Here is a 23324-nt window from a genome sequence, read left to right on the forward strand (position 1 = left end):
TTCCTCCTGAAGCTAATTGAAGCTCAAGCGGCCATTGCCGGCGGCACGTTCTCGAGTTCGAAGTCTTCCACCGGACCTTCCTTCGCTGCGAGATGCAGAACCGTATCCTGCACCTTCAATTTCAGGAATTTCAGGATTGGCCGCGTAGTGTCGACTTTGGGATCGCAGCCGACGATAAGGAGCTTCTGGCCGAGGTCGACAAGGGCTGCGAGAGCGTTTTGGGAGGCACGTAGTAGACTTGCAGATGCCCTTTTCCCGTAAAACGTAATGTGACGCAGAGCTGACATGCTGTTGTTCCTTCCTTCGCTCCATCAATCGCGCAGTTATCCAGCCCATACCGGTCCGGTCGGCAACTGCGGCTTCGCACCGAAGGAAGCAAACCGCGCGCCAATTTGGCGAGCGAGCCGAAGGAAAAAATGTTCTTATTATTATTCAAGGACTTCCCTAGAGGGCGGCAGAACGCCAGGCCGCACCGCACTGGGTCGCGGATTCGACAAACCCGACAGGTAGCGTCGAGAACCCCACACCAACAAGCGCTTGTTTCAGAAATTCGCGGACACCCACGGAATACACCCTCACACAGCTTGCACGGGGATTTGCGGCATAGACCGACGGCATGAACACCGCGACCATCAGCTACAAGCGACCATCGTTTCCCGCCGCAGATCATCGCCTATGCAGTCTGGCTCTACTACAGGTTCCCCTTGAGGCTGCGTCTGGTCGAGGAAATGCTGCTGGAGCGCGGGTCGTGGTTTCGTATGAGGCAATCCGCCGGTGGGGCATCAAGTTCGGTCCGCATTGCGCTCGCCGCTTGCGCCCCAAGCAGCACAGCCGAAACGATGTCTGGCATCTGGACGAGGTCGTCACCACCATCGCCGGCAGGAAACATTGGTTGTGGCGCGCCGTCGACCAGGATGGCTATGTGCTCGACGAGATCGTCCAGAACCCCCGCAACACCAAAGCGGCCAAGCGCTTGCTGACGCGGCTGCGGACATCAGCGTCCGCAGGTCTCAACGCGTGTATATGCCAACGTGACATCGCCCGGCAATGCTCAGTCGGAGGCTGGATATCTTTATAGGACTCCTGACGTGGCCGAAATCGCATAGTCGCAAAACCTTAATAAACGATAACTTGCATGTACGGCCATCATCGACAACGATTGCCACTATAGCTTCAACGCTCGAATTTGAACATGTCGGTAAAGCGAATTCGCGGGCTGTTTCCATGGGACGCATATACCGTTGAGCATGCAGTAGAATGGAAGCAAGCATGGAATGCCTTGAAGATGCTATTTTTGACGAGGAGTCCTTCAATGACAATAATTCTGCCTGAATTCGAGGAAGCGCCGCGGAGATCACGTGGCCGAAACGTTCGCGCTGGCTTACAACGCGGACTAGGCCTGCGGGGCAATCTGGTTGAGCAATTGCACCAAGACAAACTTTACAATAAGGCGATGGATCTGGCACGAAACCGGACGCTCCTGGACGAGCGAAACCGAATGAATCTCTATCTCATCTTACGTTTCGGCTTCGATGGCCTGGCGGCCGGCCATGTCGTCGAGTTCGGCACTTATCGCGGCGGCAATGCGCTTTTTCTGGCCGCCGTTTGCAAGGAACTCTATCCCGACATGAAAGTCTACGCTTTCGACACTTTCGAGGGTATGCCGCCAACGGACCCGCAGCGTGACACTTACAGAGCAGGCGATTTCAGTGATGCAGGATACGATGATCTGCTGGAGCTCATCGAGAGGCAGAAGATCGATAATCTCCATCTGGTTCGGGGGCTCTTCGAGGACACTGCCGAGGATGCGCTGAAAAATATAGGCTCGGTCCGTTTGTGCCATATCGACTGTGACATTTACAGCGCCGTGAAGTATAGCTACGATGTGTCCCGAAAATATATGGTCGATGGAGGCTATTGGGTGTTCGACGACTGCCTGTATGCGAACTGCATAGGAGCCATGGAGGCGGTGGAGGAAGTGATGATTCAGCGGGACTGCCGCTTCGCGGAGCAGGTTTTTCCACATCTCGTCTATCGCAATTGGCCGTGAAGCCGAACCTGACCATTCCGCCAGCGGGCATTCCACTGGCGTAAATCTGACAAGACAGTTCCTCTACCAGGAAAGATGCCTACCAGAGGGAAACTATGGAATGGTCCGACGTTATCAACTTAACTCGCGTTCAGGGATTTGCGGCATAGACCAATGGCATGAACACCGCAACCGTCAGCTACAAGCGCCATCGTTTCCCGCCGCAGATCATCGCCCATGCGGTCTGGCTCTATTACAGGTTCCCCTTGAGCCTGCGTCTGGTCGAGGAAATGCTGCTGGAGCGCGGGATCGTGGTTTCGTATGGGACAATCCATCCGGTGGGGCATCAAGTTCGGTCCGCATTGCGCTCGCCGCTTGCGCCGCAAGCAGCACAGCCGAAACGATGTCTGGCACCTGGACGAGGTCGTCATCACCATCGCAAACACTGGTTATGGCGCGCCGTCGACCAGGATGGCTATGTGCTCGGCGAGATCGTCCAGAACCGCCGCAACACCAAAGCGGCCAAGCGCTTGCTGACGCGGCTGGAAGAAGCAAGGCGTCGCGCCGAAGCGCATGATAACCGACAAGCTGCGCTCCTGAGCAGCCAGGCGACAGGTGATGCCGGACGTCGAGCATCGGTCTCATAAGGGATTGAACAACCGGGCGGAGAATGCACATGTGCCGCTGCGAAAACGGGAGCGGATGATGCAAGGCTTCCGATCACCAGGAGCACTGCTTCGTTTCGATCTTCTCGGCTCTGCGCAATCTATTCGTCCCGCCCCGCTCTACGCTCCGCTCTCGCTACACATATTCACCGCCCGCAGGCCATGGCGGAATGGAAAGCCGTGGCCATGGTCAGCTGACATCAGCGGCCGCAGGTCTCAACGCGTGTATGTGCAGACAACGTGACATCGCCTCGCCGGCCGGCCCCTACGATATCGCCAGCGACAGGCATCCACTAACATTCAAACTGGATCACCCAATGGGGGCCGGCCAGCGCCATCGCCAGTTTTAGCTTACTTTCTTGCGCGCGCGTTCCTTCAATCTCCTGTTCATAGCCTCCTGCGCTTCGGGTGAACCATCATGAAAAGTCCCAAACCATTTGTCGAGAGGGATAAGACCACCAGAGTAGTTACATTCAAAGTACTTGTGATGGAGGTAATGTTGAAAGCCGTGCGTATCTACGGCTTTCTCTCCCACCACAAGCTTGTCGAATCCTGCGTGGACTTGTGCGGGGTCCAGAGCAGAATGAAACAGATGGAATATCGCGTGAATTGGGTGGGATGGAATCACTACGTGGACCAAAACTCCTGAGAAGTAGAGTAGGTGCTCAATGGGGTGCATCGCCAATCCCGACCAGGGGCCTGGGTTCACGTTGTTGTGGTGTAAAGAATGGACCCATCGATACATCGGAGGCCAGTGCAAGAATCTGTGAGTAACATAAAAATGCAGATTTTCGACAAATGGGATCAGCAGCAGCAATACTGTGCAGTAGATGGGATGCTCCCACCATTCTACGAACGGAATATAACCGTTGGCGAAGAGCCATAACATGCCTGCTTCGTAGGCGGTCCAGATTGGCACGCCACTCCCTAGCGACCAAATAACATTGTCCACATTTTGGTGTTTGAACAAGAAGGCCCGATTGCCTTTGGCCGGCCATAAACTATTGTACTTGAATTTCTTACTCTGGAGTTTGAAAGTATAGAGCCTGAGATGCCACGCCCCGTAGACTACCAAGGCTATTAAGATATTCCGCCCGAAGAGGTATGCCAGCCACTCATAGTTTGATGATCTGAGCGTCTCCATAGAAGGAGTTAGGTATGCCCAAACCCCGCAGGCAACGAGGGCGTAAGCAATATACCAGGGCAGGATATATCCATCGAATGCGAACAGCCACCTGAGAGTAGCCATCGGCTTTAATGGCCACACGAACAATGGTGGATATTTCAGTGGATCGCGTGGCTTCCAATCGCCACGTTTGTTGCGGATTCCGTATTCTAGATCATCCATAGGCCACTCCCAACGAGGATTTCTTATTCACAAATGTTATGTTGGATGACGTGAATATGCGTCACCCTTTCATGATGGTTTTCCATCATCTAGCTACGCACCCTGGCAGCACAACACGGAAGAGACCCGGAGCGACCCTGAATCCATGTCATCGAGAACCTCAATGTCGTGTTGGGGTTAGCCACCGGAAAATGCACATGTGTCGCTGCGAAAACGGGAGCGGATCTTCCAAGGCTTCCGATCACCAAGAAGCAACTGCAACGCTTCGACCTTCTCGGACACTCATCCCCGTAGAATGCGGGTCAGGCCTTCGCTTCTCGCTTTTCGTGTCATTATGTGATCACATCACATTGGGTTGCACAAGGATTTTTTTTTACGCAGGCCCAATTAACCCTCATTATATGCCCAATAACGGACTCTCTTCTTGAGTTCATCGGAACTTTCGCCTTGGTGAGGTCGAAATTTCCCTATTGTGTGATCACATTGGCTTGCGCAATGTGATTGAGCCCGCGCCGGGGAAGCTTTTAGAGTGTGGAGCGATTGAATCGATTTGGAGGTCCGCTTGGACAGTCAGCACGCAGAGCATGCCCAGCCAAGCGGCGAAACGCTGGGCGAGCACGTGTATAGCGAGGTCCGGAGTCGGATCCGGCGCGGAGAGTGGCTGCCGGGAACTAAGCTCACTCTGCGCGCGTTGGCGGAAGAGTTGGGAACCAGTGTGCAGCCCGTTAGATACGCAATTGGCAAATTGACTGCCGAGCAAGCGCTGGTGCTTAAGCCAAATTCCAGTGTCGCGCTGCCACCCATCCACAGTCGGCTGCTGGATGAGATTTTCTCGATGAGGAATATGCTTGAGGCGGAGGCTGCTCGGCGCAGCACCGAGCGACTTACCGAAGAAGATCTGGTCGCACTTGAAGAGGCCGTCGTCGCCACCCGTGAACACTATGCAACCGGCGGCACTATTCAGGACCGCGTTGTAGCCCTCAATGAGGTTGCACTCATTCTTGCGGATAGGTCAGGCTCGACGATTTTGGCTGAACAAATTATGTCGCTGAGAACTCGCACATCCCCATACTACGCGGCGGCAATGGCCAGGGATCATGTCAACGATCCAGATTTCGTCACTTTTACAACGCGACTGCAGAACGAATTTCTCATGGCTGTTCGCCGAAGGCACGCTGTTGAAGCGGAGGCCATTCGGAAAGCCGATTTGTACACCTTCCAGCATTACATCTACAGGATGCTGAAGATTATTTGACCTGCCTCACTTCGAAGGGCGGACCGGCACAATGTCGGTCGTGTTATGTGCAGGTGCTGAAAGCGCACGGGATCTGACGGTCGTTGGAATGGGCGGAGCGCTGCAAGAGGCGTTCCGCAGGGCGTACATCCAACCATTCGAGGCCGAAACATCAACATGGATGATCTGCGCGAGCACAAGAAGCTCGCTCTACGCCAAGCCGCATGACCAGATTCATGATCGCCCATTTTGCAGAACTTGACGCACACAACCGATTTGCCGGCGACCTGTGATGAAGTGCGTGGGTCGGAACCCAAAAGGGCTGCATCTTTTCCCTCTCCAGCCAAGATGAGCGCGTCGCTGCCGAACGGCGTGAAGCTGACGCTGGAATGCGGTGATGTGGATGCGTTGGCAGCCGTAATCGGAGCGCTGTGTCATGTTCACACTGGGCGCTAATCTGAAAGTCTACCTGCACCGCGAGCCGATCGACTTCCGCGCCGGCATCAACAGCCTTGCGGTTCTGGTCCAAGAGACGACGGCGCTCGATCCGTTTGCTCCGGCGGTTTTTGCGTTCTGCAATCGCCGTCGCGACCGGATGAAGCTCCTGTTCTTCGATCGGTCGGGCTTTGTGCTGGTCCTGAAGCGGCTGACCGAGGACAAGTTCCGGTGGTCGCGCCGGGAGGCAGCGGTGGTCACGCTTACGACGGAGCAATTGCACTGGATCCTCGACGGCGTCGATATCGATGCGATGGTCCGCCATCCAGTGCGGCAATATCAGGTTGCCGGTTGAGGGCTCTCGAATTGAGCGGTTGACGCGGCGGCATGCTTTCGATTCAAGAATCTGATGAGTCGACCCGGCGAACCGACTGTTGAAGAGTTGATGGCGCGCATTGCTGCGCTGCAGGCGGAGAACCGTCAACTCGCCGAACGCGTCCTCAAACTCGAGGAAGAGCTGGCGCTTGCGCGGCTGCATCGTTTTGCGCCGAAGAGTGAAAAGCACATTGACCGCCTCTTCAATGAAGCCGAACAGGCCGCGGATGAGGACGACGCCGACAGCGAAGATGGCGATGTCGTTGTCCTGCCGGACACGGGCTTGCCGGAGAGCGAAGGGGCGACGGGAAAGAAGCGCGGCCGCAGGCCTTGCCGGAAAACCTGCCGCGCGAGCGCAGCCAGTATGACCTTCCCGACGACCAGAAGGCTTGTCCTTGCTGCCGCCACCAGATGCATCGCATGGGCGAGGCCGTTACCGAGCAACTTCATATCGAGGTGAAGGCGAAGGTTTTGCAGAATGTGCGGTTCAAATATGCTTGCCGCCATTGTGACCGTACCGGCATCAACACGCCGGTCGTGACCGCGCCGATGCCCGCACAACCCTTGCCGGGCAGCATCGCCCCGGCTTCGACGCTGGCCTTCGCGCTCGTTCACAAATACGTCGACGGCACGCCCCTCTACCGTCTGGCACAGGCTTTTGAGCGCGCGGGTGTTCCTGTCAGCCGAGGCGCTCTGGGCCACTGGGTGATCGGCTCGAGCGAAAAGCATCTCTCCCGCATCTATGACGCCCTGAAGCTACGGCTCAGATCGCAGCCCCTCATCCATGGCGACGAGACGATTGTTCAGGTCCTGAAGGAAAAGGATCGAGAGGCGGCCAGCACCTCGTACATGTGGGCATACCGGAGCGGCGAGGACAGTGACGAGCCTATCGTGCTGCTCGATTATCAACCGGGTCGCGGCCAGATACACCCGCAGACGTTCTTGGGCGATTACCGCGGCATAGTGATGAGTGATGGCTATTCCGCTTGGCGCACGCTGGAAGGGGCAACGCATCTTGGATGCATGGCCCATTCGAGGCGGCGCTTCGTCGATGCCCTAAAGGCGAGGAAGAAAGGCGGCGGCCCGCCGGAACAGGCGCTCCGCCTCTTCGAACAGCTCTATCGGGTTGAAAGGCAGGCGCGGAAAGAAATCCCCGATGACGGCGAAACGCGAGATCACTGCATTCGCCGCTCCCGCCAGCAACATAGTGTCCCCATCCTCCATGCTCTCAAGGCATGGCTCGACGACATCGCCCCAAAAGTCTTGCCGGACAGCAAGCTCGGCGACGCCGTCTCCTACACTCTGAACCAATGGGGATATCTGACGCGTTACACCGAGGACGGCAGCAATGCCGATCGACAATAATCTTCTCGAGCGTGACATTAGCCCGTCTTATGCACGACGATGGGCTTTTGAGGCTGGCAGATGTAGCTTAAGCGGTTGATTTGGCGTAGGATTCGGTTGCTTAGGCCAACCCTTCCACCGCATCTCGCGAGCCAGACCCGCCATGACCGACGATACGTTGCTGCCGCTGTCTTTTCCAGCCGTCGGACGCAAGAAGATTACAGCTGCGTTTGACGGCGGCCGCATCACCTCGGATGGCGGCGTCATGCTTCTGGCCGCAGCCGAGCGTCGCCTGCAACTGGCCGACAGGCTGGCCGCGGTGATCCACAATCGGCGCGATCCAGAGCGGGTGACGCACGCCATGGCCGACATTCTGCGCGCCCGCATCTTTGCGATCGCGTGCGGCTACGAGGACGCCAATGATCTCGACCGACTGCGGCCGACCCGGCCTTCAAGCTCGCCTGCGGGCGGCTGCCCGACAGCGGGATTGATCTGTGCTCGCAGCCGACCTGTTCGCGGCTGGAGAACCTGCCGGACGTCAGGACCGTCATCCGGCTCGGCCGCGTGCTGGTCGCTCTGTGGCTGTCGAGCTATGCCGCGCCGCCGAAAAGCGTCACGCTCGACATCGATGATACGCTGGATGTCGTTCACGGCCATCAGCAGCTCTCGCTCTTCAACGCCCACTACGACGAGCGTTGCTTCCTGCCGATCCACATCTACGACGCCGCGACAGGACGCCCGGTCGCGATGATCCTGCGTCCTGGCAAGACCCCGACGGGCAGGGAGATCCGCGGCCATCTGCGCCGTCTCGTGCGCCGCATCCGCGCCCGCTGGCCGACCACCCGCATCCTGATCCGTGGCGACAGCCATTACGGCCGGGCGCAAGTCATGGCCTGGTGCGAGAACAATGCGATCGACTACCTCTTCGGCCTACCCGGCAACAAGGTTCTGCAGCGGCTCGTCGACGAGAGCGCCGACGACATCCGCACCCGCCGCGCGCTCGAGCGCAAGTCTGTGCTGCGCGGCTATGCCGAGACCCGCTACAAGGCGAAGTCCTGGAAGGCCGAACGCCGCACCTGCGCTCGCATCGAGGCAACCACCCTCGGCCTCGACATCCGCTTCGTCGTTACCAATCTCGACAAAGGCTCCGCCGAGCACATCTACGACGTGATCTACTGCGCCCGCGGCCAGGCCGAAAACCTGATCAAGATGCACAAGAGCCAGCTCGCCTCCGACCGCACCTCTTGCCGCTCACCGATTGCCAACCAGGTCCGTCTTGTCCTGCACACCGCCGCATACTGGTTGATGCTCACCCTGCGCGAGGCGGTGCCCACGACCCATCATTTGCGCAACGCCGAGTTCGCTACGCTGCGGCTCAGGCTGCTCAAACTCGGCGCCCGCGTCATCCAAACCGTCTCGCGCATCCGCCTGGCCTTCGCCGCCGCCTGTCCCGAGGCAAGTCTGTTCCGGGCGATCGCCAGCAATCTGCTACCGACAGGACCATGACCGCCGGGGCAGCAGGCCCCGCCGAAACCACACAGCTTCCACCCTCCAGCGCGTTCACAAGTCCAGACACAGCCGCGGTGAAAAAAACGCCGAGCCGCCACCTGTCCGCCGCTCAGCGGCAAACAAACCCAGATCCGTCATGAATAAGGCGGGTTAGAATCTTTGCAACGGGCAGAAAGAGTTGGCTGTTCAGCGATACCGTCGACGGAGCCAGGGCCAGCGCCGTCGTCTACAGCCTGATGTTGACTTGCCGCGCCTGTGGCGTCGAGCCGTTAGCGTGGCTGCGCCACGTCCTCACCGAATTGCCTCAACGCAACGAGGACGCTGATATCTACGATCTGCTGCCCTTCAACTTCGCCAAAGCAACAGCAGCCTGATCAGACCAGATACCGTTCCAAGTTCGAAGGCCATCCGTCGAAAGCGCCGGCGTCAGCGTGCAGGGAAAATAGCGCTTACGGACATTGTGGAGATGGAAGCAGACGAATTGACCCTCGCCTGTTCAGAGGGGCTACTGGTCGATGCTGACTGGACCAAGCTCAGCAACTACTCCAAAGAGCAATCCGGACATGTTCACGCAAGCGGCGCTGGCGCAGTGATGTGGGCGAAGGTGCTGACCTGTGACGCCCACAAGATCAAGGATGGCTCGAAGAACTGGGACGACTTCTGGAGCGTCAAGAAGTGGCCCGGCAAACGTGGTTTGCGGAAGACCGCAAAAATGACCACTGAGATCGCGCTTCTTGCTGATGGGGTAAAGCGCGGCGACGTGTATTTCGTACTGGCGACCAAGTAAGGGCAAGATCGCACCTTCAAGAAGCTGGATGAAATGAAGTGTGATATTCAGTGTTTGGAAAACGGCGCGCGCCCAACCACTCGAATGGCTCGCGTCCGGGTCTGTCGTCATGACCGCAGCCTGTAACGGTCGCATTACCACTGCACGCGATGAAGGCGGGAACTTCCCAATTATCTGGGGCGAAAGCCTTTACGGGATCGACTACTGGGCAGTGATTGCCGGTCCTCCGAACGAAGAACAGCGCTGAACTTCATCGACTACGCAGCCTCCACGAAACAGCAGAAGCTCTTCGCCGAAACGATCCCGTACGACATCGCAAATAAGGCAGCGATGGATGAGCTTGCCCCGGCCGTTCTTGAACGGCTGCCGTCCGTAGGCACGAGCCGGGAAAGATGACCGAAGGCCGAACGATTGGAAGTGGCAAATAGGACTGGCAACTCATGAGTGGAAAGCGGCAGATGACCCAGTGCGTACTGGCCCTGGAGCCGAGGGATCGGGGTGAACCCCCTGTCAGCGACTACCCAGGCGAAACCGGCACCCGAAAGCCCGGCCTGGATAGAACAGCTAATGGAGAAGGTGTGTAGCCGAGAGAATCTGGAAACAGCGTGGAAACGCGTTCGAAGCAACAAGGGTGGCCCGGGCTTGGATAGGATGACCATCGACGACGCCAAGGCACACCTACGTGAGCATGGCCAAGCATTCGGTCTCGTTTGCTTGAGGGAACCTACCAGCCACAACCGGTCAAGTGGGTCGAAGTCCCCAAGCCGGAGGGCGGGATCAGAAAACTCGGCGCGCCTTGCGTCGTCGACAGGCTGATCCAACAAGCCCTGCTGCAGGTTCTCCAGGAACAGTGGGACCCGACGTTCTCCGAGCACAGTTACGGCTTCCGCCCGAGACGCTCCGCCCATCAATGCGTGTAAAGAGGGAAATCCCTCATTTTCGAGGATGGAGTTTAACCGTCCTGCGTGCAAATCCTTATGTCGTCAAGGTAATCGCCAATTTTGGCGCTCAGCAGGAGGAACCGTATGGAAAGAGCCATGGTTATCATTGGTGCCGGGCACGCGGGCTGCAAGGCTGCACAATCCCTGCGCCCTCACGGTTGGGCCGGCCCCATACATCTCATCAATGGAGAGGAGCGCGCGCCCTACGAGCGGCCGCCACTTTCGAAATCCGTACTATTGCAGCAGAAGGAGACATCACAAATCCCGCTGCTCCGGAGCGCTTGGTTGGAGGATGACACCACTTTCTACCATGAAGATGTGCGTGTAACGACGATCGACCGCACCCAGAAGACCCTGGCTTTGTCGAACGGCCAATCCCTCACCTATAAGAGCCTTCTGATTGCGACCGGGGCGAAGCCGCGCACGCTGGATTTCGGCAGGACTCTTCCCGCCGGCGTGATGACGCTACGGTCGGCAGTCCACGCTGAAGCGTTGCGCGACACTTTGCTCGCCGGCAAACAGTTGGTCATAATCGGTGGCGGTTTGATCGGCCTAGAGGTTGCGGCGTCGGCTGTGGGCAAGGGTTGTGGGGTCACTGTTATAGAGACGGCCCCACGCCTCCTCGCAAGAGTTCGTACCGGTGGAAATTGCCTCGGAAGTCCGCAAAGATCACGAAGCCGCGGGCATTCATTTCCGACTAGGCACCTCTGTGGAAGGCATTGTAGGAGACGCTTATATCGAAGGCGTTCGCTTGGCGTCCGGCGAAGAGATTCCTTGTGACGTTCTGCTGGTTTCTATCGGAGTCACCCCTGAAACTGCGCTGGCCGAGGCCTCGGGGTTGGAAATCGACAACGGCATCGTTGTGGACGAATTCCTTCGCACAAGCGATCCGGCGATTTTCGCTGCCGGCGATGTCAGCTCTATTCGACGGGACGAATCCCTGCGACCTCGGCGACTTGAATGCTGGAAAAATGCCGAGGATCAAGGCGAACTCGTGGCCAGGAACATGCTGGGCCATCAGGTTCCTTATGAAATGGTGCCGTGGATGTGGTCGGATCAGTTCGATAAAGTCATCCAAGCGGCCGGCTGGCCGGCGCCAGACCAAGCCATAACCCTCAGGCCTTTGGCGTCGGGCGGCATCGCTGCTTTCCATCATGATCGGGAAACGCTGGTCGCAGTCAGCGCTTACGGCACGATCGGGGTCGTCGCCAAGGCGGTCCGGGTGGGGTCAACAATGCTCCAGCGGGGTATGTCCCCAGCGCCCGGAACTGTTTGTGCTGTAGCTGACCTTCGGGAGCTACTTCAGGTTCAACAGGCAGCGTGGAGTTAGACATGCAAAATCTCCTGATCTTCCAGTCGCTTTGGGCCATGGAATTGCGCAGTGCCCGCTACCCGGAACGCACACTTGAGGACAATATCGATAAGATATTCAAGGCTGGCTTCCAAGGGGTGAGTGCCGATTGGCGCGACCGCAGCTTCGTCAAGAAGCTATCCGCGTTGCTCAGGGACAACGGCATGCAAGCCGAAGGGCAATGCTTTCCGAGAACCGTCGACGACCTCAAGCCGGTGCTTGAAAATGCCGTAGAATTCGGCGTTCACCACATAGATCTGCAGCCGGACGTGCGGCCGCGACGCGTTCAGGAATGTATCCCCTTGCTCGAAGGATGGCGCCGGCTCGCCCATGAAGCGGGCGTCGAAGTCTATATCGAGACCCATCGCGACCGGATGACGACGGATCTCCACTTCACACTGGACCTATTGGACTGCTTCCCTGATCTTAGGCTTCTAGGCGATCTATCGCACTTTGTTGTTGGGCGCGAGTTCGCCTGGCCCATTGCCGATGAGCATCATGTCGAGATTCACCGCATTCTCGACAATTCCTGGGCCTTTCATGGCCGGGTGGCAACGCGCGAACAAGTTCAGATCGAAATCTCCTACCCGCAGCATAAAATGTGGGTGGATCAGTTCCTGTCCTGGTGGGAATACGGCTTTCGAAGCTGGCAGCAGCGAGCGAGCAAGGACGACACCCTTTCGTTTACCTGCGAATTAGGGCCAAAACCGTATGCCATCACCGGGCCGAATGGCGAGGACACGGTTGATCGCTGGGCAGAGTCGCTTCTGCTGAAGGATCACATTGCGCGGGTCTGGAAAAATTCAGTCATTAATCAATAATGGGGGTTTCCATGGACGTTCGCGCCGCAGTGGCCACGCAGGCCGGCAAACCGCTCGAAATCATGACCGTGCAGCTCGAAGGCCCGAGGGCCGGCGAAGTGCTGATCGAGGTCAAGGCGACCGGCATCTGCCATACCGACGATTTTACCCTTTCCGGCGCCGATCCGGAAGGCCTGTTTCCGGCCATCCTCGGCCATGAAGGCGCGGGCATCGTCGTCGATGTCGGACCGGGCGTCACCTCGGTCAAAAAGGGTGATCACGTCATCCCGCTCTACACGCCGGAATGCCGCTCCTGCCCGTCCTGCCTTTCCCATAAGACCAATCTTTGCACCGCCATCCGCGCCACCCAGGGCCAGGGCGTCATGCCGGATGAGACCTCGCGCTTCTCGATCGGCAAGGACAAGATCTTCCATTACATGGGCTGCTCGACCTTCGCCAATTTCACTGTGCTGCCGGAAATCGCCGTCGCCAAGGTGCGTGAGGACGCGCCGTTCGACAAGATCTGCTATATCGGCTGCGGCGTCACCACCGGGCATCGGCGCGGTGGTAAACACCGCCAAGGTAGAGATCGGTGCCACGGCCGTGGTCTTCGGCCTCGGCGGCATCGGCCTCAATGTGCTGCAGGGTCTGAAACTGGCCGGTGCCGACATGATCATCGGCGTCGATTTGAACAACGACAAGAAGGAATGGGGCGAACGTTTCGGCATGACGCATTTCGTCAATCCGAAGGAGGTGGACGGCGACATCGTTCCCTATCTCGTCAACCTGACGAAACGCGGCGCTGACCAGATCGGCGGCGCTGCCTATACCTTCGACTGCACCGGCAACACCAAGGTGATGCGCCAGGCGCTGGAAGCATCACACCGTGGCTGGGGCAAGTCGGTGGTCATTGGCGTCGCCGGCGCCGGCCAGGAAATCTCCAGCCGTCCGTTCCAGCTGGTCACCGGCCGCAGCTGGATGGGCACCGCCTTCGGCGGCGCCCGTGGCCGCACCGACGTGCCCAAGATCCTCGACTGGTACATGGACGGCAAGATCCAGATCGACCCGATGATCACCCACACCATGCCGCTCGGCGACATCAACCAGGGTTTCGAGCTGATGCACCAGGGCGAAAGCATTCGCAGTGTAGTCGTTTATTAAGGAGGAGAATTGTCAAAAATGGCGAACGAAAAATGGGTTGAAGCGGTTGGTATCACGGACGTGCCGGTCGATAATGTAGTGCGGTGGGACCATGAGGGCCTGAGCTATGCCATCTACCGGCTTGGCGCCGGCGATTTCTTCGCCACGGCCAACGTCTGCACGCATGAGCATGCGTTCCTGTCCGAAGGCTTCCTGGAATACGGTGTGATTGAATGTCCGCGGCACTCGGGACGGTTCGACGTCAAAACCGGAGATCCGCTTGGTGCTCCGGTCTGTGACGCCATTAAGACCTTCCCGGTTAAGGTGGAAAACGGATCGGTATTCGTCCAGGTCGAGGGATAGGCACTTATCCAACAGCCACGGATCCAAAGTCCGTTGAGCCGGAGTGGCTGATCACTCCCCTGATCCGCCGCATTTCCCTGCCGATGCTCTCGGCGATACCGTAGCCGGTCGCCCCGACCACAACACCCCACCCGTTGAAGTGGACCAAAATAACCGATCCGTCGGCCATTTTGACTTCCTGCACCAGTACGCCTAAGTGTGGCATTCCCATCAGCTGCAATGACAGTTCATATTGATCGGACCAAAAGAACGGTACCGAAGGATTCGGGACAGCAATACCGCACAGCGACGCCGCGGCAATCGCCGCGTGATCCTCAGCATTCTGCCAGGCTTCCACACGGATTCGACGGTCAAACATGGGATGCCAGAACGACGCCACATCACCACAAGCCAGAATATCCTTGTCTGACGTGACTAGGCCCTGATCCGTACATATTCCAACGTCGATCTCAAGGCCCGCGTCCTGGCCAAGAGCGACGTTCGGGTAAACCCCAACCCCAACGAGCGCGAGATCGCACTGAACCGTCTCGCCGTTAGACAATACCGCGGCCTTAAGCGCCTTATTGCGGTCGTGTACGAACCGTTCGACCATGGTCATGAAATTGAATGTGACGCCTGCCGCGCGATGCCTTTCAAGCAGCTTGCCAGCTATCTGCCGGGGAACAATCCTCGACAGCAGTCGATCTGAAGCCTCCACGACCCGCGTATCGATTCCCAGGCCACGCATGGCTGAGGCAACCTCGAGGCCTATAAAGCCGCCGCCAATGATCAACAGTTTCCGGATGTCACCAAGTCGGGAAGCGACCGCAAGCGCGTCGTCGTATGTCCTGAGTTTCAAAACTTCACGCAGATCGCCGCCGGGGACAGTTAGAGGCCTGACGCTGGATCCTGTGGCAATCACACACTTGTCGTAGGCCACGGACTCTCCATTGGCCAAACTGACTTCCTTCTTGTCTCTGTTGATGGATAGCGCCTGAACCCCGGCCTTTATGCTGATTGCTGTCCACGCGGCGCTCTCTGGGCGCCAGATCAAGTGCTTTTCGAGCGTGGATCCGCCGATGATGACGGACTTCGAAAGGGGTGGACGTTCATACGGCGGATACGGCTCATCAAAAATGAGGGTGGTTTCAAGACTGTCGGCTTCTTTTGCCAGCAGCTGAGAAAGTCGCCCCCCGGCCTGGCCACCCCCGATGATTACGATCTTCTTCCGCATTTGCCTCACCACACGATATCGCTTGGACATTCAACGACATAGACTAAATTGTCAAAGGATGGATTGGCAGCCCTTAGACTTTGACAATCCGAGGGAGCAAGTGGTGCGAAAGAACCTGGAGGACGTTGCCCGGCTCGCCGGCGTTGGTCTCGCTACCGTGGACCGCGTCCTCAATGAACGGGGCGGCGTTTCCCCGAGCACTGCCATTCGCGTGATTGAGGCTGCGCGCCAGCTCCAGATGAAACGCCCCCTGCCCTCACCCTACTCCCGGCGATTGCGCTTTGAAATTATCATGATCACGCCGAATAGCAGCAGTGCCTCGCGCATAAATGCTACCATTGAGTCCCTCATTCCCAAGCTGGGAAACGTTGTTACCTTGCAGCGGCGGTTCCTGCCGGCAAAGCGTTTGGCTGCCTTGGCGGAGGCGATCTCCGAATCGAAAAGCGATGCCTTGATCGTGTTTGCACCCGAAACGGCGAAGGTTCAGGACGCTATCGCTGCAAAAACGGCGTCCGGCGTTCCGGTTGTGACAATCCTGTCCGACCTTCCAACGACGCCTAGACTTTCTTACGTCGGCATTGATCACTTAAGGGCCGGACGGGCAGCAGCGTTTTTTTTGGCGCAGATGCTGGCCGCGGGCGCAGAAACACTGATCGCCTGCAGCGACCTCGATTACAGGTTCGAGGCCGAGCGTGTGGCCGGATTCCGGCAGGCGTGGTCAGAGTTGGGTGCTGAGCCACGCAACGTCAAAGTCGTCGAGTGTGCCCGTAGCCAGCGCCCCTATTGGGAGAGCGTCGCCGCCGCAATCCGCCAAATTGATAATGTGGGAGCGGTCTATAGCGCAGGCGTGGGGAGCCACCTTGTGGAGCAAGGGCTCATTTCCGCTGGTCAAATCGGTAGGATTAAGTTCATCGCCCACGAACTTGACGAGACCGCCAAGCGCCTCTTGCTCGACAACAAGGTGACACTCGTCATTGATCAGAACCTCGAGCTCCAGATAACGCGGGCGGTCGATCATTTTCGACGGAGGTTTGGTTTGGAAGGCGATAGCATCCCCCAGGGAGTTCCATTTCAACTCCACATCAGGGATAACTTGCTCTGAGTTTGTCACCCGGTGCTACCCCCACCGGGGACCAACAGCCGGAGCGGCCACGCCGCTCTGGCTAGAGCGGGATGAAATTAGGGTGAGTCGATAAGGGATTCCCAAATCGGCTTGAATTTGATTGATCGGGATAGGGGGACGCCTCGCGACGCCGCCCCTCCCACACCACCGGCATACGGGTCCGTACCACGTCGGCGGTTCGATCGGATTAAGCTTTGGCAGAGACATAGAGGAGACCGGTAACTTCTCTGGGGTCAGGCGGCGCGCAGGAGTGGCGGTCTGGGCTTGAATAGTGGTGCGACGTTCGGCTCTGTCTGTCGGAACGGTGCCCGCAATCGATCGCGAAGTTCGCCATTGATGTCCGCCGCCCGGACCTGCATGAGCATATGCGCACCGTGAAGCGACCAGCGCATCTGCTGCTTCTTGACCATACGTTTCCCGACGACTGAGTCCACCGCCGACTCAGTGAGAGTGGAGGCGACGCGAAGCCCGGCCCGGTAGCGCTTTCCATAGTTGACGATCGCGCCGCGGTTCGAACGGACATAGGTTAGGAGCTGCTCCCCGAGGCTGTGAAGCCGTGCGATCGAGAACCCGCCTTCCTTCAGTCTTGCTAGAAGTTGCTCCAGGTCGCGGATCGCGCGGCCGACCCGCCCATGCCACAGACGCCACTTCACGGCTCTGATGTCCCTGTCGATGGTTGGAAGCGCTTCAAAGGGGCCTGATCGGTATCGTATGATGTGATCGGCGATCTGCTGCATGGGCTGGATCTTCATGGCAATATGAAACCAGTCGATGATGTGGGTCGTTGGTTTCGGCATGGCACGGGGCAGCCGCTTCAGGATTTCGGCCCCGTCCGAGATCACCGTCACATCCCCAAAGCCGCGATATCCGACTTCCTGGAGAGAGTGAAGAGCACGATCGCGGATTGCCTGCTGGTCGGTGCTGCCGGTGACGAAATAGCGACCGCCTCTTTCGCCCCGCCCCCCGCGGCCGCGCTGGCCACGACGAGCTCGAAATTTCGCGCCGAATGTCGATCAGCGCTACGAACGTGGGCCGTATCAATGCTGATGACGAACTCTTTGCGCCGATCTCCGGGAAGCTGCATCTCAAGCTGGCATCGGTCATCCGTTTGCCTCGCGCGCCAAGTTTCCTGCATGACCTGGTCGTCGAGCCGCTTGCCGATCCTCATGGTACGCTTGCGCACGGTCGCATGCATTTCAGTCGGTTCAGTGGGCAGGAAATCGGCCAGCACCTTCGCCGCCTGCCGGTAGGGCAGCATGCTTCCTAGCCGCGCTGTCAGTTCCATCAGCTCCGGTGTCGCTCGATCGGGACAGATTTCCTTCAATGGCGCAAAGGCAACGACCATGCCGGGGTAACAGTCCCGGCACATCATCCAGCGAGGATTGCGAACCTCCACCGTACCGAAGACGGTTCTGATCCGTCGCGTCGTGTAGTCCTTGACCGGCCGAAACGTATGGCAATCGGAGCAGACACGACGAAAGAGGGAATAGGTATTCGCCTCATGGTTCACGACCGCGCTCTGCAGCGTCACCATGATCTTCTTGCCATCGTCGATCGACAGGCCAATCTCACCGTCGTACAGGCGCTCCCAGCTCTTGTCGATCCGGACTTCCCGGCGACAAACGTCGCCGAACTCGTTCTTCCCCTCGATCGTAACCGTCCATTCCACCGCCATCGCTTTGTCTCCGATCAAAACGATGATGATGGAATGCTCGAGCCTAACAACCCGTGTTTGACCCCGGAGAAATTACCGGCCTCACAGCGTAGCTGCCGTTTGAAGCAGGTCGTGTCGCACATCTGCATTGCACATGCCCAATGCGCAAAAGACGCCTGCCAACCTTGGAACAAAGGCCTCCTGCATCCCAAGACGTCGAGCAACTTCGGCAACGTGAAGCGCCCCCGCCCCCCCCGCGCCAACTAAGACAAATTTTGACGGATCCAGACCGCGCTCGAGACTCACCTTCTCGACCGAGTGACGGATATTCTGCTCAACAAGCCGGATAATGGCATTGGCGGAATCCTTCGTCGAAAGGTCGAGCGGACCGGCAACATCGCGATCGATGGCGGCTTCCGCAAGGTTGCGATCAAGGGTCAGCGTGCCGTTTGCATAGCTGCCTGCCCGCAGGCGCCCGAGCGTGTCAGGCGACATGCACAATTGACCCCCTGACGACACGAAGAACTGATCCCTCTCTTTTGAGAGGAAAGAAGCTAGATGACGATTGAGATTTCTGTGACTCCTGCACCGTCCAGAGCGATGCAGGGAGAGGGGATGCTGCAGGCAGAGGAAGTCATGTCGATGGTGCGCCTGCATAAATGCGTCCTGAGCAAAACGGATCGCGAAGGAATTCGGTTGCGCGCGCAATACGGCTCGCCGCTACCTTCGTGAAGGCGGTGTCATCGCTTATCAGGGTCGCCCGCGCGTGTCGGCGCTCGACGGGCTTGATGATTGGTTGCGGGAGCGATTTTTCCGTCACGACGGCAACGCGGACGTTATTCGCCAAGAGTTGGCGGACGAACACGGGATCGTTATCAGCCTGCGTTCGGTGGAGCGTGGGGTACAGCATTGGCGCCGGGAGCTAAAGGCGCAGAAGCGGGCGACAGTCCGCTTCGAGACGGCGCCCGGTCATCAGATGCAGATCGACTTCGGCGACACGCGGGTATGGATCGGCGGCGAGCGGGTGCGGATCCATGTGTTTGTCGGGACGCTTGGCTATTCGCGCCGGATGCACATCCGGGCCTCGCCGAGGCAGCGCCAGACCGACTGGTTCGAAGGGATGGAAGGCGCTTTCCTGCGGTTTGGGGGCGTGCCGGCGGAAGTTCTGATCGATAATGCAAAGGCGCTGGTTGAGCATCACGACGCGGTGACGCGCGAGGTGAGGTTCAACGCCCGGCTGCACGCTTTTGCCCGATATTGGGGCTTCACACCGCGGGCCTGTGCCCCTTATCGGGCCAGGACGAAGGGGAAAGACGAACGCGGAGTCGGCTACGTCAAGAAGAACGCGATCGCCGGCCGCCGGTTCGAGAGCTGGGCGGCGTTCGAGGCGCATCTGGATCGGTGGACGCGCGAGGTCGCCGACCAGCGCGAACACGGCACGACCGGTGTCGCGCCAGTGGAACGCTTTGCTGCTGAAGCTCGTGCGCTTCGCCCGCTGGCCGGACGCGCGCCGTTCGGACAGCTGCGGGATCTGGTCCGCAAGGTCCAGGCCGACTGCGCAATCGACCTGGATACGAACAGCTACTCGGTCCCTTGGCGCCTGATCGGCGAAAGCGTCCAGGTCGTGGTGCTGGCCGGCCGCGTGATCATCCGTCATGCCGGCCAGGTAGTGGCCGACCATGCCCTGTGCCGAGGGCGACGACAGCGCATCGTGGACCGAATGCATTTTGTCGGCGTTGCCGGCTTCGAAGGGCCGGTGCGCGCCGAGCGCATCGAGATCGCCCCGGCCACCTTGCTGCGGCCACTCGCCGAGTACGAAGCGGTGGTCGGAGGGGGCTGGTGATGACGACCCTAGATCATGACGTGCTGATCGCAACCCTGGATCGGCTGAAGTTGACGGCGATCCGCGACCAGCTCGACACGCTGCTGGACGAAGCGGCCCGTTCGAAGATGACCTTGCGCGAGGCCTTGGCTTTCCTGGTGTCGCGCGAGATCGCACGGCGCGACGAGCGGCGCATCTCCATGTCGAGCAAGATCGCGCAGTTCCCGTTCGTGCGCGAACTCGACGGCTTCGACTTCGACGCGCAGCCATCGGTGGACCCAGGACAGATCAGGGAGCTGGCGACCTGCCGCTGGATTGCCCATGGCGACACGCTCTTGTTGCTGGGGCCTCCGGGAACGGGCAAAACCCATCTTGCTGTGAGCCTTGGTCGCGAGGCGATCCGGCAGAATTACAATGTCCAATTCGTCACTGCGGCCACGCTGGTAGCGATGTTGGCAAAAGCCCATGGCGACGGCTCGCTCGACAAGCAGTTGACGATCTTATCGCGTCCAAAATTGCTGATCATCGACGAGCTCGGCTATCTTCCCTTCGAGGCCAATGCCGCTCACCTATTTGGAGATCCCGTGGTGGCCACCGCGATCCTGGATCGCCTGCTTCACCATTCGGCGGTGATTACTATCCGCGGCGACAGCTACCGTCTCCGCGAAAAACGCCGGTCCGGTCTTCTGCAGAAGACCGGAGCGCGCCCGAAACCAACGAAACAGCAACCCAGTGAAAGGGGGTCAGTTCCTGATGTCGCCAAAGGGGTCAATTCCTCGTGTCGCTTGACAGAGCGCAAGTTGTGCGTCGGGTCGTAGCACGCGCCCCACCCAACCCGTAGCAGGCGGGTCCTGGTCGCGCTCCAGCGCCTTCGGGGCCGGCATACAGCAACCCTCCTGAATCGACACCGCAGATCGTGCCGCCGCCGGTTGCTATGGTATGTATCTCTACGCTGGGCAAGGAGATGAGGGTATCGCCGACCGTGATAGCATCCGTTTCGCCGACCGCTCCATTGCTAATAACAGTCACATCGCAGCTAGTGCCGCCGATCTCGATCGAAATAAGATTGTCTGCGCCAAGCGACTGACCCTGGAGCTTTAGGGAAGCGAGGCCCGCGGCCGGCCCAGACAGGGCAAGAGCCGCAGGCCGTTCGCCAATCTGTCGAGAGAAATTGCACCGCCATTGCTCTGAATAAGCAGCAGGTCTCTGGATAGACCACGGTTTGAAAGCTCGCTACGGAGCTGGTTTAGGATATGGGAGCACCCGAGGGGCGACGTAGGCGTTTGCCACTGTCGTCGATACGCGCTCGAATTCGCCTATGATGGGGGCGAGATTTGAGGATGCTGTGACGTAAACGCCGGGAATCTCTTCCGCAATCATTTCTGCGCACCGTTGTTCATGAATGGGATTCAGGTAGGAGTGCAAGAGGCAGATCGCGACGGCTTCCACGTTCTCGGCCTTAAGTCGGGCGGCCGCCGATCGTGCGGATTCCGACGATTTACCGGACTGCATTCCGATCAAAAACCGGACGCGATTCCGACAATTAACCGGACGCGATTCCGATTAAATACCGGACAGTTTTGAAGCTTGGATAGTGCCTTTGGGTCAGCAACCTGGGCATGCATTTCCTCGACGGTAGAGGAGAGACGCATGCCGAAGAGAAGAAGGCTGACCATGAGACAATTGAGACAACTGCTTCGGCTAAGCGCGGACGGCTTAAGCGTTCGCGACATTGCCACCATGCTTGGGATTGCCCGCAGCACGGTGCAGGACAACATAGAGCGAGCGAGTGCCGCCGGCCTTTCCTGGCCGTTACCGGCGGAGCTGACAGACGATGTTCTCGAACATCGGCTCTTCTCCCGTCAGGGGGTCAAACAAGGGATACGCCGACGCGCCGAGCCCGACTGGGGGGCGCTGGCCGTCGAACTGAAGAAGCCGGGCGTGACGCTGTCGATCCTGTGGGAGGAGTATCGGGCCGTTCATCCCGACGGTTACGCTTACAGCAGATTCTGTGATCTCTTTAGAGGCTTCGAGCGGCGGCTGACGCCAACGATGCGCCAGGTGCATGTCGCCGGAGACAAGGTGTTCGTCGACTATTCCGGCAAGAAGCTGCCGATCGTGGACCGCAAGACCGGCGAGATCCGCGAGGCCGAGATCTTTCTCGGGGTGCTCGGCGCGTCGAGCTACACCTTTGCGGAGGCGACCTGGAGCCAGACCCTGCCGGACTGGATTGGCTCGCATGTGCGCATGTTCCGCTTCTTTGGCGGCGTCCCGCGGCTAATTGTTCCCGACAATCTGAAGTCTGGCGTGAATCGGTCGAGCTTCTACGACCCCGAGATCAACCGCAGCTTCGGCATGATGGCTTCGCACTACGGTGTCGGCGTTCTGCTGGCGCGACCGAAGCGACCGAAGGATAAAGCCAAGGTCGAATGTGGCGTCCGGTTCGCGCAGAGCTGCATTCTCGGTCGGCTGCGCAACCAGACTTTCTTTTCCCTGGACGAAGCCAATGCTGCTATCCGGGAGGCTGTGGAGCGGATCAACACCCACGTCATGCGCCGACTGGACCAGTGCCGTCGCGACCTGTTCGAGACGATGGAACGGCCAGCGCTCGCCGTGCTGCCGGCCGAGGAATACGAGTTCGCCGAGTGGCGGCTGGCGCGTGTATCGACAGACTATCATGTCGAGTTCGAGCGCTATTTCTACTCCGTGCCGCACAGCCTCATTCGAGAGCAGGTGGACGTCCGGGCGACGAGCCGAACGATCGAGATCTTCCTCAAGGGCAAGCGCGTCGCTGCCCATCAGCGCCCCTATGGCGGGGCCCGTTTTGGAACCGATCCGGACCACATGCCCAGTTCGCACGGCCGCTACGCGGAATGGTCGCCGGAGCGCTTCCGGCGCTGGGCTCGTTCGATCGGTCTACAGACCGAGGGGCTCGTCATCGGCATCCTTGCCAGCCGGCCGCATCCGGAACAGGGATTCAGGACATGCCTCGGCGTTCTCAAGCTCTACCAGGCGATCGACACAGCGCAGGCCGAAGCCGTTTCGGCCCGTGCTCTCGAGATCGGCGGCCTGAACTGCAAAAGCATCAGCGCCCTCATCAAATCCCACAAAGCCTCCAGGCACACCGCCGAACCTGCCGCCGTCGGCGAGCACGCCAATCTTCGCGGCCCAGGCTACTTTCATTAAGGAGA

15 protein-coding genes and 10 pseudogenes are annotated in these 23324 nt (G+C 58.9%); 18 read left to right on the forward strand and 7 right to left on the reverse strand.

Translation table 11 applies throughout. The annotated features are described in order from the left end of the window. Positions 1–44 precede the first annotated feature (44 nt). A pseudogene (nifH, locus tag AC1RZR_RS35385) lies at positions 45–287 on the reverse strand (nitrogenase reductase); the annotation flags it as partial. Positions 288–616: 329 nt separating this feature from the next. Here nifH and AC1RZR_RS35390 point away from each other — a divergent pair. The 3 genes and pseudogenes from AC1RZR_RS35390 to AC1RZR_RS35400 all read left to right on the forward strand — a co-directional run. Further along, positions 617–988: pseudogene (locus tag AC1RZR_RS35390) on the forward strand (IS6 family transposase); the annotation flags it as partial. Positions 989–1312: 324 nt separating this feature from the next. Further along, the gene (locus tag AC1RZR_RS35395; protein WP_481829293.1) at positions 1313–2050 is read left to right on the forward strand and encodes a TylF/MycF/NovP-related O-methyltransferase; all 738 of its coding nucleotides are present in this window, start codon (positions 1313–1315) and stop codon (positions 2048–2050) included. A gap of 100 nt (positions 2051–2150) precedes the next feature. Continuing rightward, positions 2151–2892, forward strand: a pseudogene (locus tag AC1RZR_RS35400) (IS6 family transposase). Positions 2893–3040: 148 nt separating this feature from the next. Here the strand turns inward: AC1RZR_RS35400 and AC1RZR_RS35405 are convergent. Further along, positions 3041–4042 (reverse strand): sterol desaturase family protein, encoded by a 1002-nt coding sequence (locus AC1RZR_RS35405; RefSeq protein WP_481829294.1) that lies wholly within the window; start codon positions 4040–4042, stop codon positions 3041–3043. A 562-nt stretch (positions 4043–4604) separates the two neighbouring features. Between AC1RZR_RS35405 and AC1RZR_RS35410 the strand changes: the two genes are divergently transcribed. The 11 genes and pseudogenes from AC1RZR_RS35410 (at position 4605) to AC1RZR_RS35460 (ending at position 14321) form a co-directional block, all read left to right on the forward strand. After that, positions 4605–5297, forward strand: a complete 693-nt coding sequence (locus AC1RZR_RS35410; protein ID WP_481829295.1) for a GntR family transcriptional regulator — start codon at positions 4605–4607, stop codon at positions 5295–5297. Between the two features lie 415 nt (positions 5298–5712). After that, complete coding sequence (tnpB, locus tag AC1RZR_RS35415; RefSeq protein ID WP_481829296.1) at positions 5713–6066, forward strand: IS66 family insertion sequence element accessory protein TnpB; 354 nt, start codon at positions 5713–5715, stop codon at positions 6064–6066. A 54-nt stretch (positions 6067–6120) separates the two neighbouring features. Continuing rightward, positions 6121–7470 (forward strand): annotated as a pseudogene (tnpC, locus tag AC1RZR_RS35420) (IS66 family transposase); the annotation flags it as partial. 123 nt (positions 7471–7593) lie between these two features. Further along, positions 7594–8936 (forward strand): annotated as a pseudogene (locus AC1RZR_RS35425) (IS1380 family transposase). 146 nt (positions 8937–9082) lie between these two features. Then, positions 9083–9313 (forward strand): annotated as a pseudogene (locus AC1RZR_RS35430) (transposase domain-containing protein); the annotation flags it as partial. Positions 9314–9345: 32 nt separating this feature from the next. Beyond that, the gene (locus tag AC1RZR_RS35435) at positions 9346–9726 is read left to right on the forward strand and encodes an extracellular solute-binding protein (protein WP_481829601.1); all 381 of its coding nucleotides are present in this window, start codon (positions 9346–9348) and stop codon (positions 9724–9726) included. A 1037-nt stretch (positions 9727–10763) separates the two neighbouring features. Further along, a pseudogene (locus AC1RZR_RS35440) lies at positions 10764–11285 on the forward strand (FAD-dependent oxidoreductase); the annotation flags it as partial. A 22-nt stretch (positions 11286–11307) separates the two neighbouring features. Beyond that, complete coding sequence (locus AC1RZR_RS35445; protein ID WP_481829297.1) at positions 11308–11997, forward strand: FAD-dependent oxidoreductase; 690 nt, start codon at positions 11308–11310, stop codon at positions 11995–11997. 2 nt (positions 11998–11999) lie between these two features. Further along, positions 12000–12839 carry a sugar phosphate isomerase/epimerase family protein gene (locus AC1RZR_RS35450; RefSeq protein WP_481829298.1) on the forward strand — a complete coding sequence of 280 codons (840 nt, stop codon included), beginning with the start codon at positions 12000–12002 and terminating at the stop codon, positions 12837–12839. Positions 12840–12850: 11 nt separating this feature from the next. Next, a pseudogene (locus AC1RZR_RS35455) lies at positions 12851–13979 on the forward strand (S-(hydroxymethyl)glutathione dehydrogenase/class III alcohol dehydrogenase). Between the two features lie 18 nt (positions 13980–13997). Then, positions 13998–14321 carry a non-heme iron oxygenase ferredoxin subunit gene (locus AC1RZR_RS35460; protein ID WP_481829299.1) on the forward strand — a complete coding sequence of 108 codons (324 nt, stop codon included), beginning with the start codon at positions 13998–14000 and terminating at the stop codon, positions 14319–14321. Positions 14322–14325: 4 nt separating this feature from the next. Here AC1RZR_RS35460 and AC1RZR_RS35465 read toward each other — a convergent pair whose 3' ends face one another. Then, positions 14326–15534, reverse strand: coding sequence for an NAD(P)/FAD-dependent oxidoreductase (locus AC1RZR_RS35465; RefSeq protein ID WP_481829300.1), 1209 nt, complete (start codon positions 15532–15534; stop codon positions 14326–14328). A 103-nt stretch (positions 15535–15637) separates the two neighbouring features. Here AC1RZR_RS35465 and AC1RZR_RS35470 point away from each other — a divergent pair, with 103 nt between their 5' ends. Further along, positions 15638–16636 carry a LacI family DNA-binding transcriptional regulator gene (locus tag AC1RZR_RS35470; protein WP_481829301.1) on the forward strand — a complete coding sequence of 333 codons (999 nt, stop codon included), beginning with the start codon at positions 15638–15640 and terminating at the stop codon, positions 16634–16636. A gap of 254 nt (positions 16637–16890) precedes the next feature. Here the strand turns inward: AC1RZR_RS35470 and AC1RZR_RS35475 are convergent. Then, positions 16891–18332 (reverse strand): annotated as a pseudogene (locus AC1RZR_RS35475) (ISKra4 family transposase). Positions 18333–18413: 81 nt separating this feature from the next. Further along, entirely contained in the window at positions 18414–18806 is a 393-nt protein-coding gene (locus AC1RZR_RS35480; protein WP_481829302.1) for a hydantoinase/oxoprolinase family protein, read from the reverse strand. Between the two features lie 63 nt (positions 18807–18869). On the opposite strand from AC1RZR_RS35480, the pseudogene istA (AC1RZR_RS35485) reads away from it, so the two are divergent. Together istA (AC1RZR_RS35485) and AC1RZR_RS35490 are read left to right on the forward strand one after the other, a co-directional pair. Further along, positions 18870–20154, forward strand: a pseudogene (istA, locus tag AC1RZR_RS35485) (IS21 family transposase). After that, positions 20154–20951, forward strand: coding sequence for an ATP-binding protein (locus AC1RZR_RS35490; RefSeq protein WP_481829602.1), 798 nt, complete (start codon positions 20154–20156; stop codon positions 20949–20951). The pseudogene istA (AC1RZR_RS35485) and the gene AC1RZR_RS35490 overlap by 1 nt, the downstream one beginning before the upstream one ends. Here the strand turns inward: AC1RZR_RS35490 and AC1RZR_RS35495 are convergent. Both AC1RZR_RS35495 and AC1RZR_RS35500 read right to left on the reverse strand, forming a co-directional pair. After that, positions 20902–21345: a hydantoinase/oxoprolinase family protein gene (locus tag AC1RZR_RS35495; RefSeq protein WP_481829603.1), complete on the reverse strand. Its 444-nt coding sequence runs from the start codon at positions 21343–21345 to the stop codon at positions 20902–20904. The genes AC1RZR_RS35490 and AC1RZR_RS35495 overlap by 50 nt on opposite strands. Before the next feature lie 21 nt (positions 21346–21366). Continuing rightward, positions 21367–21645, reverse strand: coding sequence for a hydantoinase/oxoprolinase N-terminal domain-containing protein (locus tag AC1RZR_RS35500; protein ID WP_481829303.1), 279 nt, complete (start codon positions 21643–21645; stop codon positions 21367–21369). A gap of 138 nt (positions 21646–21783) precedes the next feature. On the opposite strand from AC1RZR_RS35500, the gene istA (AC1RZR_RS35505) reads away from it, so the two are divergent. Next, positions 21784–23319 carry an IS21 family transposase gene (istA, locus tag AC1RZR_RS35505; protein ID WP_481829304.1) on the forward strand — a complete coding sequence of 512 codons (1536 nt, stop codon included), beginning with the start codon at positions 21784–21786 and terminating at the stop codon, positions 23317–23319. Positions 23320–23324: the final 5 nt, after the last annotated feature.

The organism is Mesorhizobium bavaricum, assembly GCF_056781655.1.

Excerpts from the sequence above, each read along its gene's own strand:
- AC1RZR_RS35395 (WP_481829293.1), top strand. The coding sequence starts at position 1,313 with ATGACAATAATTCTGCCTGAATTCGAGGAAGCGCCGCGGAGATCACGT.
- AC1RZR_RS35405 (WP_481829294.1), bottom strand. The coding sequence starts at position 4,042 with ATGGATGATCTAGAATACGGAATCCGCAACAAACGTGGCGATTGGAAG.
- tnpB (WP_481829296.1), top strand. The coding sequence starts at position 5,713 with ATGTTCACACTGGGCGCTAATCTGAAAGTCTACCTGCACCGCGAGCCG.
- AC1RZR_RS35450 (WP_481829298.1), top strand. The coding sequence starts at position 12,000 with ATGCAAAATCTCCTGATCTTCCAGTCGCTTTGGGCCATGGAATTGCGC.
- AC1RZR_RS35460 (WP_481829299.1), top strand. The coding sequence starts at position 13,998 with ATGGCGAACGAAAAATGGGTTGAAGCGGTTGGTATCACGGACGTGCCG.
- AC1RZR_RS35465 (WP_481829300.1), bottom strand. The coding sequence starts at position 15,534 with ATGCGGAAGAAGATCGTAATCATCGGGGGTGGCCAGGCCGGGGGGCGA.
- AC1RZR_RS35480 (WP_481829302.1), bottom strand. The coding sequence starts at position 18,806 with ATGTCGCCTGACACGCTCGGGCGCCTGCGGGCAGGCAGCTATGCAAAC.
- AC1RZR_RS35490 (WP_481829602.1), top strand. The coding sequence starts at position 20,154 with ATGACGACCCTAGATCATGACGTGCTGATCGCAACCCTGGATCGGCTG.
- AC1RZR_RS35500 (WP_481829303.1), bottom strand. The coding sequence starts at position 21,645 with ATGCAGTCCGGTAAATCGTCGGAATCCGCACGATCGGCGGCCGCCCGA.
- istA (WP_481829304.1), top strand. The coding sequence starts at position 21,784 with ATGCCGAAGAGAAGAAGGCTGACCATGAGACAATTGAGACAACTGCTT.